This is a genomic window from Dactylosporangium sp. NPDC050688 (assembly GCF_040654515.1).
In the GTDB taxonomy this organism is placed as follows: Bacteria; Actinomycetota; Actinomycetes; order Mycobacteriales; family Micromonosporaceae; genus Dactylosporangium.
On the sequence record NZ_JBFAIC010000060.1, the window covers coordinates 21532 to 33934 of the forward strand.

Annotated in this window: 11 protein-coding genes; 7 read left to right on the forward strand and 4 right to left on the reverse strand. The window is 73.8% G+C overall.

Annotated elements, in window-relative coordinates; all coding sequences use genetic code 11:
* Positions 1-23 precede the first annotated feature (23 nt).
* Positions 24-659 carry an isochorismatase family protein gene (locus tag AB0H83_RS39225; protein ID WP_360104500.1) on the reverse strand — a complete coding sequence of 212 codons (636 nt, stop codon included), beginning with the start codon at positions 657-659 and terminating at the stop codon, positions 24-26.
* Positions 659-1852, reverse strand: a complete 1194-nt coding sequence (locus AB0H83_RS39230) for a CoA transferase (RefSeq protein ID WP_360104503.1) — start codon at positions 1850-1852, stop codon at positions 659-661. The genes AB0H83_RS39225 and AB0H83_RS39230 overlap by 1 nt, the downstream gene beginning before the upstream one ends.
* A gap of 57 nt (positions 1853-1909) precedes the next feature.
* Between AB0H83_RS39230 and AB0H83_RS39235 the strand changes: the two genes are divergently transcribed.
* Genes AB0H83_RS39235 through AB0H83_RS39245 form a run of 3 tightly spaced genes read left to right on the forward strand, consistent with a single transcriptional unit; the run spans position 1910 to position 5208 of the window.
* Positions 1910-2812 carry a hydroxymethylglutaryl-CoA lyase gene (locus AB0H83_RS39235; RefSeq protein ID WP_360104506.1) on the forward strand — a complete coding sequence of 301 codons (903 nt, stop codon included), beginning with the start codon at positions 1910-1912 and terminating at the stop codon, positions 2810-2812.
* Between the two features lie 31 nt (positions 2813-2843).
* A complete protein-coding gene (locus tag AB0H83_RS39240; protein ID WP_360104509.1) occupies positions 2844-4325 on the forward strand; it encodes an AMP-binding protein in 1482 nt (493 codons plus the stop codon).
* 46 nt (positions 4326-4371) lie between these two features.
* The gene (locus AB0H83_RS39245) at positions 4372-5208 is read left to right on the forward strand and encodes a DUF4437 domain-containing protein (protein ID WP_360104512.1); all 837 of its coding nucleotides are present in this window, start codon (positions 4372-4374) and stop codon (positions 5206-5208) included.
* Positions 5209-5335: 127 nt separating this feature from the next.
* Here AB0H83_RS39245 and AB0H83_RS39250 read toward each other — a convergent pair whose 3' ends face one another.
* On the reverse strand, positions 5336-6781 hold the full coding sequence (locus AB0H83_RS39250; RefSeq protein WP_360104515.1) for a dihydroorotase family protein: 1446 nt from the start codon (positions 6779-6781) through the stop codon (positions 5336-5338).
* 77 nt (positions 6782-6858) lie between these two features.
* Between AB0H83_RS39250 and AB0H83_RS39255 the strand changes: the two genes are divergently transcribed.
* The 4 genes from AB0H83_RS39255 to AB0H83_RS39270 all read left to right on the forward strand — a co-directional run bounded on the left by AB0H83_RS39255 (position 6859) and on the right by AB0H83_RS39270 (position 11562).
* Positions 6859-8055 carry a CoA transferase gene (locus AB0H83_RS39255; protein ID WP_360104518.1) on the forward strand — a complete coding sequence of 399 codons (1197 nt, stop codon included), beginning with the start codon at positions 6859-6861 and terminating at the stop codon, positions 8053-8055.
* Complete coding sequence (locus AB0H83_RS39260; protein WP_360104521.1) at positions 8055-8852, forward strand: cyclase family protein; 798 nt, start codon at positions 8055-8057, stop codon at positions 8850-8852. Before AB0H83_RS39255 ends, AB0H83_RS39260 begins: the two co-directional genes overlap by 1 nt.
* A 20-nt stretch (positions 8853-8872) precedes the next feature.
* Positions 8873-10261, forward strand: a complete 1389-nt coding sequence (locus tag AB0H83_RS39265) for an MmgE/PrpD family protein (RefSeq protein ID WP_360104524.1) — start codon at positions 8873-8875, stop codon at positions 10259-10261.
* Positions 10262-10377: 116 nt separating this feature from the next.
* A complete protein-coding gene (locus AB0H83_RS39270; protein WP_360104527.1) occupies positions 10378-11562 on the forward strand; it encodes a hypothetical protein in 1185 nt (394 codons plus the stop codon).
* 47 nt (positions 11563-11609) lie between these two features.
* On the opposite strand, the gene AB0H83_RS39275 is transcribed toward AB0H83_RS39270, so the two are convergent.
* Positions 11610-12323, reverse strand: coding sequence for a class I SAM-dependent methyltransferase (locus tag AB0H83_RS39275; RefSeq protein ID WP_360104530.1), 714 nt, complete (start codon positions 12321-12323; stop codon positions 11610-11612).
* Positions 12324-12403 lie beyond the last annotated feature (80 nt).

Below are 12403 nucleotides of genomic sequence, written 5' to 3' on the forward strand. Positions count from 1 at the left end.
CCGAGGCAACCTCACATGGACTCTCACTCCAAGTGGTGCAGGGCCTCGCTCAAATCGACGACGTCGGCGTACTTGGCGTCGAGATCGAACAGGTTCGCCGCGTGCGGCCCGGGGGCCCGGTCGGCGCACGCCTCGCGCACGACCATCGGCCGGAAGCCGTGCTGCAGCGCGTCGACGGCGCTGGCGCGCACGCAGCCGGAGGTCGAGTACCCGCCGACGACGACGGTGTCGGCGCGGGCGGCGGCCAGCCAGGCGGCGAGGGCGGTCCCGGCGAACGCGCTCGCGTAGTGCTTGCGCACGACCAGCTCGCCGGGCACCGGGGTCAGCGCCGGCGGGAGCGCGGCCAGCGGCGAGCCGTCGGCGAAGACCCGCAGGCCGGGGACCTTGGCGGCGAACAGCGGGGCCTCGCCGCAGGTGTCGTCGGCGTACCCGACGGCGGTGAACGCGACCGGCCGGCCCGCGGACCTGGCGGCGGCCAGCAGCGACGCCATCGCGTCCAGCGCCGCGGGCGCCGTGGTGCAGAACAGCGGCGAGTCCGGCCGCAGGTAGGCAAGGACCGGGTCGACGAGCAGCAGCGCGGGGCGTTCGCCCCAGCCGAGCCGGCCGGAGAAGCCGGCACCGGCGTAGTCGTCGTCCAGCCCGGACATGGAGCCGGACATCAGACGACGCCGTCCACGCGCAGCTTGTCGAGGTCGTCGCCGGTCAGGCCGAGCAGGCCGCCGTACACCTCGGCGTTGTGCTCGCCGAGCGCGGGTCCGGCCCAGCGGATCTCGCCGGGGGTGTCCGACAGGCGCGGTGCGGGTGCCTGCATGGGCAGCTTCCCGAAGTCCGGATGCGGTACGTCCACAATGGACTGACGGGCGGCGAAGTGCGGGTCGGCGAGCATGTCGGCGGGGCGGTAGATCTTGCCGGCCGGTACCCCCGCGGCGTGCAGCAACGCCAGGGTCTCGTCCGCGGGCAGGGTGGCGGTCCAGGCGCCGATGAGCTCGTCGAGCTCCTCCTGGTTGGCCCCGCGGGCCCCGTGGGTGGCGTAGCGGGGGTCCGTGGCCAGCGACGGGCGGCCCATCACCTCGCACAGGCGCGCGAAGACGGTGTCGCGGTTGCCGGCGATGAGGATGTCGACGCCGTCGGCAGTCGGGTAGGCGTTGCTCGGCGCGACGTTGGGCAGGATCGCGCCGGTGCGTTCCCGCTGGTACCCGGCGACGACCCACTCCGGCAGCAGCGACTCCATGTACGTGAGGACCGCCTCGTAGATGGCGGAGTCGACGACCTGGCCGCGGCCGGTCCGCTCGCGGGCGTGCACGGCCATCACCGCGCCGTAGGCGGCCATGGTGCCGGCGAGCGCGTCGCCGAGGGAGACCCCGACGCGGCTGGACGGGCGGTCGGGCTCGCCGGTGACGTGCCGGATGCCGCCCATCGCCTCGCCGATCGAGCCGAAGCCGGCGCGCGGCGCGTACGGGCCGGTCTGCCCGTACCCGGTGACCCGCACGAGCACGAGCCGCGGGTTGATCGCCGACAGCTCCGGGTATCCGAGCCCCCAGCGCTCCAGGGTGCCGGGGCGGAAGTTCTCCACGAGGACGTCGGACTCCGCGACCAGCCGCCGCACCAGGTCCTGGCCGGCGGGGGTGCGCAGGTTGCAGGTGACGGACTTCTTGTTGCGCGCCACGACCGGCCACCACAGCGACTGCCCGTGCGGCTTCTCGCGCCCCCACTCGCGCATCGGGTCGCCCTTGCCCGGGTCTTCGAGCTTGATGACCTCGGCGCCGAAGTCGCCGAGCAGCTGCCCGGCGAAGGGGCCGGCGAGCAGTGTCCCGGTCTCCAGGACGCGGATGTCGGACAGAGGACCAGCCATGGTTCAGCAGTGTACGGTTTGGAAACGTTGTTTCGCTAGAGGAACCGGAGGTGAGCGATGGCCGGGGTGGAGATCGTCGAGGTCGGCCCCCGCGACGGGCTGCAGAACGAGCGGGTCCTGCTGCCGACCGAGGTGAAGGTCGACTACATCACGCGCGCCCTGGACGCCGGCATCCGCCGGTTGGAGGCGACCGCGTTCGTGCACCCCGGGCGGGTGCCGCAGATGGCCGACGCGGAGGCGGTGATGGCGGCGGTACCGCGCCGCGAGGGCGTCACGTACATCGGCCTGGTGCTCAACCGGCGCGGCCTGGACCGGGCCCTCGCCGCCGGGGTCGACGAGGTCAACGTGGTCGTGGTCGCCTCCGACGAGTTCTCCCGCCGCAACCAGGGCACCGGCGTGCAGGAGGCCCTCGACGTGTGGCACGACGTGGCCGGCGGCGCCGCGGCGGCCGGGATCGGCGCGTCGCTGACGATCGCGGCGGCGTTCGGCTGCCCGTTCACCGGCGAGGTCCCCGTCGACCGGGTGCGGGCGATCGCGGCGGCCGCGCTGCCCAGCGGCCCGCGGGAGATCGCGATCGCCGACACGATCGGCGTCGGCGTGCCGACCCAGGTGCGCGCCCTGGTGGCGGCGATCCGCGAGGTGGACGCGGACGTGCCGCTGCGGGCGCACTTCCACAACACCCGCAACACCGGCTACGCCAACGCCGTCGCGGCCCTGGAGGCCGGCGTGCGGACCCTCGACGCGAGCACCGGCGGGATCGGCGGATGCCCGTTCGCGCCGCAGGCGACCGGCAACATCGCCACCGAGGACCTCACGTACCTGCTGCACGGCATGGGCGTGCCGACCGGCCTGGACCTACCCGCACTCGCCGGCACCGGCACCTGGATCGGCGAGCGGCTCGGCATCGCCACGCCGGCGCTGCTGGGCCGCACGGCCACTTTTCCACCGGCCACCCGTTGATTCAGAATGGAAACGGTGTTTCCATTACGCCGTGACCGGCGCTCAGCTGAACATCGCCAACGGCGTGCGGGAGTTCGCCCGCGCCACCCCTGACACGACCGCTGTGATCGACGGCGACCGGCGGCTGACCTACGCGGCCCTCGACGAGCGGGCCAGCCGCCTGGCCAACGTGCTGCTCGGCGCCGGGCTGCGGCCGGGCGACCCGGTGGCGGTGCTGTCGGGCAACCGCCTGGAGTACTGCGAGATCGCGGCCGGGCTGGCCAAGGCCGGGCTGCCGATGGTGCCGCTGAACCCGCGCCAGACCGCGGCCGACACCGAGTACATCGCCGGGCACTCCCGCGCGCGGGCGATGATCCTGGACCCGCTGCTCGAGGACCGCGCCGTGGACCTCGGCGTCACGCTGCGGCTCGGCCCCGGCTACGAGGCCGCGCTCGCGGGCGCCGCCGCCGGCGACCCGCGGGTGCCGGTGGGCGAGTGGGACCCGTTCTGCATCGCGTACACGTCCGGCACCACGGGCGTGCCCAAGGGCGTGCTCATCAGCCACCGGTCCCGCTGCCTGACGTTCTACTGCACCGCCCTGGAGTGGGGCCTCGGACCGGGGCGGCGCACGGTCGCGGTCGCGCCGATGTACCACGGCGCCGGGTTCGCGTTCGCCTACGCGTCCGTCTTCACCGGCGGCACCGTGTCGATGCTGCGCGCCTGGGACCCCGGCGCGCTGCTGGCCATGGTGGCGCGCGACCGGCTGCAGTCGGTGTTCCTGGTGCCGACGCACGCCGTGGGGCTGCGCGAGCTCGGCCTGGCCGGGCACGACCTGAGCAGCCTCGACACCCTGTACTTCAACGCCGCCGCGCTGCCCGTCGCGCTCAAGGAATGGGTCCTGGAGTCCTTCCCGGACGCCGGCGTGCACGAGCTCTACGGCTCCACCGAGGCCGGCGTCATCAGCAACCTGCGGCCCGCCGACGCCCGCCGCAAGGCCGGCTCCGTCGGCCACCCCTGGTTCATGACCGAGATCCGGGTCGTCGACGACGACGGCGTCCCGGTGCCGCCCGGCACCCCCGGCGAGCTGTTCAGCCGCTCACCGTTCCTGATGAACGGCTACCTCGCCAACCCCGCCGCCACCGCCGAGTGTGTCACCACCGACGGCTTCCTGACCAGCGGCGACGTCGTGGTGGTCGACGACGAGGGGTACATCACCATCGTCGACCGCAAGAAGGACCTGATCATCACCGGCGGGGTGAACGTCTACCCCCGCGACGTCGAGGAGGCCCTGGCCGCCCACCCGTCCGTGGTGGAGGCCGCGGTCGTCGGCGAGCCCGACGAGCGGTGGGGCGAGCGGGTCGTCGCGTACGTCGTGACCCGCCAGGGCGAACACTGCAGCCCCGACGCACTGCGCGAGCACCTGCGCGCCCGGCTCGCCGGGCACAAGGTGCCCAAGGAGATCCGGCCGATCGCGGCGCTACCCCGCAACGCGGCCGGCAAGGTGCTGAAACGAGAGCTGAGGAGCACGGGTTGAGGGCAGCGTCTTGCACCGACCCGAGACACGAGTTGAGGAGCTATCAGTGAGGGCGCACGTCGAACTGATCCACGAGGACGACTACATCTGGCACGCGGCGGAGCTCCCGTTCGGCGAGGGGCGGGCCGTCGAGCGGCGGCTGTCCACCGACGAGGAGGACGGCTCGTCGTCGCTGTCGCTGCAGTTCCCGGCCGATTGGGGCCGTGGCCCCGGCGTGCCGCACGCCGACACCGAGTTCTACGTCGTGTCCGGTTCGCTGGTGTACGGCGGCACCGAGGTCGGGCCGGGCGGCTACGTCCAGGTCCCCAAGGGCGTGCCGATGGACTGGATCAAGATCCGGGAGGGCAGCCACGTGCTGCACTGGCGCGAGTACGGCGACGCCGGCTTCGACCCCGACGGCCCCCGCCGCGCCGACGGCGACGCGTCGATCGTCGACGCCAACGCCCTGGAGTGGGTCGCCGCGCCGACCGTCGGGCCGCTCACCCCGCTCTACATCAAGCTGCTGCACCGCGACCCGAAGACCGGCTTCTACACCCGGCTGATCCGCGCCCCGAAGGGCTGGACCGACCACCGCCTCGCCCACCACCCGTGCTACGAGGAGTTCTACACGCTCGGCGGCCGGATGGCGTACAACTTCGGCGACATCGACGAGGGCACCTACTGCTTCCGCCCGGCCGGCGTGAAGCACGGCCACTTCGTCGCCGAGACGGAGATCGACTGGATCATCCGCTCCGACGGCGAGCTGATCAACTGGTACACGACCGAGGAATGGATCAAGTGGGGCGGCACCGCCGAGAACTACCACACCCACGAGGCCCCGGTCATCTCCACGATGCCGGTCCGCTCCCGCTCCAGAGGCCCCTGGTCCGGCGACGGCATGTGACCCGCGCAGTGGCGTGGCCGCCACCCGCACGGCGGGCGGCCACGCCGGCTTGCACAAAAGGTGGCGAAATCGGTGGGCCAGCCCCGATTCCGCCACCTTTTCCGGGCAGCGCGCCGTCGAGACGCGGTCAGCGGGACAGGAACGTGCCGCGCGGGTCGCCCACCACGGCGCCGTCGCGGTACGCGATCCGCCCGCGCAGCACCGTGGCGACCGGCCAGCCGCGGACCTTGCGGCCGGCGAACGGGCAGTGGTCCTGGCCGGACAGCAGCAGGTCGGTGCTCACCTCCTGCTCCAGGTCCGGGTCGACGACGGTGAGGTCGGCGTCGTGACCGACGAGCAGGGAGCCCTTGCGCGGCCACAGCCCGTACGCCCGGGCCGGGTTGGCCGAGACCAGCTCCGCGACCCGGTGCGGGGCCAGGCCGCGCCGGTGCATGCCCTCGCTGAGCAGGATCGGGTAGAGCAGGCCGGTGCCGCCGAAGCCGGGCAGCGCCGGCCACAGCTCGTCGCCCTTGTGCTCCTCCAGGCAGCACGCATGGTCGGAGGCGACCCAGTCGACCTTGCCGGACAGAACCCCGGCCCAGAGCGCCTCGGTGTCGGCGGCGCTACGGATCGGCGGGTTCACCTTGCCGCCGAGGCCGGGCAGCTCGTCGTGGTTGAGGCACAGGTGGTGCAGCGTGACCTCGGTGCGCAGGTCCAGGTCGGGGTGGGCCAGCCGGGCCTCGGTCGCGGCGGCGAGGGCCTCGCCGCTGGACAGGTGCAGCAGGTTGACCGGGCAGGCGGTCGCCGCGGCGAGGGTGGTCGCCTCGCCGATCGCGACCCGCTCGGTGAGCGGCGGGCGCGCGTCGGAGTACGCCTTGAGCGTCTGCGGGTCGCCCGCGGCGCGGACCCGGTCGATGAACAGCCGCATCAGCTCCGCCTGCTCGCAGTGCAGCGACAGCGACACCCGCCGGTCCGGGCCGCCCTGGAGAGGCGCATCGCGGCGGCCGGCGGCGGCGACGGCCTCCATGATCTGGTACAGGTGGCCGAGGTCGTACTCGTCGCTCATCGTGAACGCCTTGGCGTCGCGCGAGTCGGCGGACAGGTTGAAGCCCTTGTAGAACATGTAGTACTTGAACGAGCTGACCCCGTGCCGGTCCACCAGTGCGGGCACCTCGCCGACCTGGCGGGTGTCCATCGGCGCGAGGTGGAAGCCGAAGTCGGTCCAGGAGTGTCCGGACACCGCGGCGACGACCTCGGGCAGGATCTCCTCGTAGGGCCCGGTCCGGTTCAGGTAGTGCTGGCCGGTGCGGAAGTAGGACAGCACGCTGGTGGCGCCGCCGACCAGCGACGAGCGGGTCTCCTGCGCCGCGTCCACCTTCAGGGGCCGGTAGATGCCCAGGTGGTAGTGCGCGTCTACGCCGCCGGGGAAGACCAGCCGGCCGGTGGCGTCCAGGACCTCCTCGGCGTCGGCGGGCGGGATGTCCTCCCCGATCGCCGCGATGCGCCCCTGCCGGGTCGCGAGGTCCGCCCGCACCGAGCCCACGTAGGGCAGGACCAGCGTGCCGTTCTTCACCAGCAGGTCGTACCGCGACACGCGACCTCAACTCCTTCGCCGTTTCGCTCAATGTAACGGGGTTTCCTTTTTGACGGTAGTGCCGCTAGGCTCGGCTGGTGGAACCGCAGCCCGCCCTGGCAGGGATAACCGTCGTGGACGTGTCCACCCTGTTCGCCGGCCCCCTCGCCGCCACCATCCTCGGAGACTTCGGCGCCGACGTCATCAAGATCGAGCATCCGGCCAAGGGTGATCCGGCCCGCGGCCACGGCCCCGCCAAGGACGGCGTGCCGCTGTGGTGGACGCTGCTCGGCCGCAACAAGCGCTGCGTCACCCTCGACCTGTCCCGGCCCGCCGGTGCTGACCTGCTCAAACGCCTCCTGACCGGGGCCGACGTGCTGATCGAGAACTTCCGCCCCGGCACCCTGGAGCGCTGGGGCCTCGGCCCCGACGTCCTGGCCGAGGTCAACCCGCGGCTCGTGGTCGCCCGGGTCACCGCGTTCGGCCAGTTCGGCCCGTACGCGTCGCGGCCCGGCTTCGGCACCCTCGCCGAGGCGATGAGCGGCTTCGCGGCCATCACCGGCGAACCCGACGGCCCGCCGACCCTGCCCCCGTTCGGCCTCGCCGACGGCATCGCCGCCATCACCACCGCGCAGGCCGTGACCACCGCCCTGCTCGCCCGGCACACCACGGGCACCGGACAGGTGGTCGACCTGGCCATCATCGAGCCCATCCTGACCCTGCTCGGGATGCAGCCGATGGTGTACGACCAGCTCGGCGTGATCCAGGGACGCACGGGCAACCGGAGCGTGAACAACGCGCCCCGCAACACGTACCGCAGCCGCGACGGCAAATGGCTCGCCGTGTCGACCTCCGCCCAGGCCGTCGCGGAGCGGGTGCTGCGGCTCGTCGGGCATCCCGAGGTGGTCGACGAGCCGTGGTTCGCCGCCGGCGCGACCCGCGCGCAGCACGCCGACCTGCTCGACGGCTACGTCGGGGACTGGATCGCGGCCCGCGACGCCGCCGACGTGATCGCCGCGTTCGAGGCCGCCGAGGCCGCGGTCGCGCCGATCCACGACATCGCCGGCGTGTTCACCGACCCGCAGTACGCGGCGCTGGGCACCCTGCGGGCCGTCGACGACCCGGTGCTCGGGCCGGTGCGCATGCAGAACGTGCTGTACCGGCTGTCCGCCACCCCGGGCGACATCCGCTGGACCGGCCCGGCGCTCGGCGCCCACAACGACGAGATCTACCGCGACCGGCTGGGCCTCGCCGACGACCACATCGCGAAGCTGCGCGCCGACGGGGTGCTGTGATGCCCGACTTCCTGGCCGGCGCGACGGTCCTGGACCTGGCGCAGCCGATGCGCCGCGGCATGCCCCAGTCGCCGAACCACCCCCCGTTCCGGATGGCCCTCGAACGCCGCCACGGCGACCTGGTCCGCCCCGACGGCGGCTCGGCCGCGAACGAGATCATCGTCACCGGCGGCCACGTCGGCACCCACGTCGACGCGCTCGCGCACGTGTCGCAGGACGGCGTGCTGCACGGCGGGGTGCCCGCCGCGTCAGTGCAGAGCCACCTCGGCTTCACCTCCCACGGCATCGAGTCCTTCGAGGTGTACGTCGGCCGGGCCGCGGTCCTCGACGTCGCCCGGGTGCACGGCGTGCCCGTCCTGCCCGCCGGGTACGAGATCACCGCCGAGGACCTCGACGCCTGCGGCGTCGCCGTGCACCCCGGCGACGCCGTCCTCATCGGCACCGGCTGGTCGCGCCGCTGGGACGAGCCCGACGTCTTCGTCGGGCAGCGTGACGGCACCCCCGGCCCGGGCGTCGCCGCCGCCGGGTGGCTCGCCTCCCGCGGCGCGCGGGTCGTCGGGGGCGAGACGATCGCGTTCGAGTGCATCCCGCCGGGCCGCGGGCACGCGGTGCTGCCCGTGCACCGGATACTGCTGGTGGAGCGCGGCGTGCACATCGTGGAGACGATGCGGCTGCACCCGCTGCTGGACACCGGCGTCACCGAGTGCCTGCTGGTGCTCAACCCGCTGCCGATCGTCGGCGCCACCGGCGCCCCGGTCCGGCCCCTCGCCATCCTGCCCGCCGGCGGCACGCCGTGACGGCCGCCCAGCGCGACGGCGTGACGGCCGTCCAGCGGCTCGCCGAGTTCGCGGTCGCCTGCCGGGAGGACGCGCTGCCGGCCGCGGTCGTCGCCGACGTGCCCGCCCGCGTCCTGGACATCCTCGGCCTGGCCCTCGCCGCCCACGGCGACCCGGACGCCGACGCCGCGCCAGCCGTCCTGCGCTCGGTGCGCCGCTGGGGCGGCACCGCCGAGGCGACCGTCATCGGCGCCGGTGACCGGCTCCCCGCCCCGGCGGCCGCGCTGGTCAACGGCACCCTCGCGCACTCCCTGGACTTCGACGACACCCACCTGCCGTCGGTGCTGCACCCGTCGGCGTCCGTCGTCCCCGCCGCCCTCGCCACCGCCGAGGCCACCGGCGCGTCCGGGACCGCCGTGCTGGCCGCCGTCGCCGCCGGCGTCGAGCTCACCGACCGGCTCGGCATGGCCGCGTACGACCCGTCGATCGCCAACTCCGTCTTCTTCGACCGCGGCCTGCACGCCACCTCGATCTGCGGCGCGATCGGCTCGGCGGCCGCGGCCGCGCTGCTGCTCGGCCTCGACGCGGCCGGGGTCGCCTCCGCGATGGGCGTCGCGGCCAGCATGGGCGCCGGGCTCATCGAGGCCAACCGCACCGGCGGCACCGTCAAGAAGGTGCACTGCGGCTGGGCCGCGCACGCCGGCGTGAGCGCCGCCTACCTGGCCGCCGACGGGCTCACCGGCCCGCCGACCGTGCTGGAGGGCAGGTTCGGCTTCTTCGCCGCGTACACCGGCGGCCGCTGCGACGACGGCGCGCTGCTCGGCGACCTGGGCGAGCGGTGGGAGCTGCTGCGCACCGCGTTCAAACCGTATCCGTCCAACCACTTCACCCACCCCGGCATCGACTGCGCCCTGGCCCTGCGCGCCGCCGGCCTGGACCCGTCCGCTGTGGACCTGATCGAGCTCGGCGTGCCGGCGCCGACGCTGCGCACCATCGCCGAGCCGGTCGCGGAGAAGGTCCGGCCCCGCAGCACGTACCACGGCAAGTTCTCCGGCCCGTACACCGTCGCCACGGCCCTGCTCGGCGGCGGCGGACTCGGCGTCGGCCTGGACGACTTCACCGGCCCGCTGGACCCGGACCGGCTCGCCCTGGCCGCGAAGGTCCGCTGCGTCCCGGACGAGCGCGCGACGGCCATCTTCCCGCACGCGTTCGCCGCCGTCCTGCGGGTCCACACCGCCGGCACCGTGCTCGAGCACCGGGTGGACGCGTCCCGCGGCAGCGCCGAGGCCCCCCTGTCCCCGGCGGACCTGGCCCGCAAGTTCACCTTCAACGCCACCCGGGTGCTGTCGCCGGAGGCGGCCGGGGCGCTCGCCGCCCGGACCACCGCCCTGGCCGACCTGCCGGCCGTGGACACCCTGCTGCGCGGCTGAGCCCGACCCCACCGACGCCGGCTGTCCGTCAGGTACTCATCGACGAAAAACGCCGGTGCCGGACCCGCTGGTCTGCCACCATGGGCGTCCGATGTCCGTTCGTTGGGGAGGGCGACGTGGCACTGCACCGGCCGAGTCTGTTGATCGGCGCCGCCTCGGCCGTCGGGGCGGTGGCCGTCGTGATGCTGATGGCGGCGCCGAGCTTCGCCATCAGCTGGCCGTGGAGTTCGCCGAACAACAAGGAGCCGCAGACCGTCAAGGTCAGCGGCTCGGTCTCCTGCTCGTCGGTCACCAGCCTCTCGGACGGATACGGCGGCAGCCCCGCCTCGCTCAAGCTGACCGCGGGCAACGTCTCGAAGACCCTGACGTACCCGTTCAAGCTGCAGAACTCACGGTTCGGCTCGATCTACCGCCCGCCCTACTTCACCGGCTACGAGTTCAGGGTCATAATCCCGGCGAAGTCCGACAAGACCACGGTCAAGTGGCACCTGGAGTGCCGGGACCAGAACGGCAGGGCCGGCTCCAAGCACGACGGTGACTTCACCGTCGCCCGCAAGGACCTGTCCCGCACCATCTGCTCCTACGGTGGCCTGACCAACCCGTGCACCGGCGCCGAGATCCGCGACAAGGCTGCCTCCTGCGCCTTCAGCGTCCTCACCGCGGGCCTCGGCAACGACGCGCTCAATCTGGCCACGGTCATCGACGACGCCAAGAACGGCTGGTCCCTGCAGGACTACCTGAACACGGCCGGCCTGACCGACCCCCTCCTCGGCCTGATCGTCGGCTGCGCCCCGCTGGCCCTGGCCAACGCCAACCCGGCCCCGACCACCAAGCCGGCAACGGTCGCCCCGCTGCCGACCCTGACCGAGCAGCCCCTGCAGCCGCTGCCGACCACCCAGCCCCCGAAGCAGCAGACGACCACCCAGGCACCCCCGCCGCCCCCGCCCGCCCAGGTGACCCTGACCGTCCAGAACCTGGCCACGCGGGGCGCCGGCGCCATGGGCGAGGACCCGGTCCCGGCGTACCTGACCACGTACCCAGAGACGTCGTGCAGCAAGAAGGGCTGCAACATCGCCGGCACCGACCGCCGGACGGGCGGCACCTACGCCCCGGCCGTCTGCCAGACCCAGGGCCCCCGCACCACCAACGGCAACGACTCCGACCCGGCCGACGACACCAACCCGCGGCTGTACACCTCGACCCGCTACTACGGCGTCCAGCTGGACGGCCGTATCGGCTACATCTCCGAGGTCTGGATCCAGCCCAGCCAGCGCGGCGGTCTCGGCCTGCGGCAGTGCTGACACGGTCGGACCGTGGTGCGGGGCCGGCCATGACGCGGGGCGGCGGGTCAGAGGCCGGCCCAGAACGGCTGGAACGCTTCGAACGGTGGCTCCACCGGCGGGTCGGGCAGTCGCACGGCCCGGCAGCGGGGCACCGGGGGTGCGGCGGGGGCGTCGCCGGGGTGGCGGTGGGTGCCGGTGGCGAACGCGGCCGGCAGCGGGGTCCAGCCCAGGTTGTGCTCGTAGTAGCGCAGGGCGGTCCGGACCGAGGGCGTCCAGTCGTCGTCGAGGACGATCAGGCCGCCCGGGCGGACCAGCAGGCGCAGGAAGTACAGGTCGACGAACACCTCGTGGAAGCGGTGGCTGCCGTCGACGAAGGCCGCGTCGGCGACGAGGCCGTCGGCGACGAGCCGGGGCAGGGCCAGCGCCGAGGGCAGGGCGATGAGCTCCGAGATGCCGTCCAGCCCGGCGTCGCGCAGCAGCCGCCAGCCGGCGTCGGCGAACGACGTGCGCTGGAACGGGTCGACCGCGATGTGCCGGGGGTGTGGCGCGCCGACGGTGACGAGGGCCTCGCCGATCGCGAGGGCGGAGCTGCCGTAGGCGAGGCCGATCTCCACGACGGTCTCGACGCCCTCGCCGACGAGCAGGTCGCGCAGCAGGTCGCAGTCGCGGGCGGGCAGGGTGACCCGCTCGAGGTCCGGGCCCCGGGTGCGGGGCGGGCCGCCGCGGCCGAGCCGTGCACGGACCGCGCGGACCCGCCGGCGCCGCTCGTCTGCCTCCACCGCCGCAGTGTCCCACCCGCCGGCGCCGGCCGCCCGTCACGGCACCAGCCAGGCGCCCACAGAACCCGTCACGACAAACT

Bases quoted from the DNA above. Each gene is read 5' to 3' on its own strand.
- AB0H83_RS39235 (WP_360104506.1), top strand. From the start codon at position 1,910: ATGGCCGGGGTGGAGATCGTCGAGGTCGGCCCCCGCGACGGGCTGCAG.
- AB0H83_RS39230 (WP_360104503.1), bottom strand. From the start codon at position 1,852: ATGGCTGGTCCTCTGTCCGACATCCGCGTCCTGGAGACCGGGACACTG.
- AB0H83_RS39225 (WP_360104500.1), bottom strand. From the start codon at position 659: ATGTCCGGCTCCATGTCCGGGCTGGACGACGACTACGCCGGTGCCGGC.
- AB0H83_RS39260 (WP_360104521.1), top strand. From the start codon at position 8,055: ATGCCCGACTTCCTGGCCGGCGCGACGGTCCTGGACCTGGCGCAGCCG.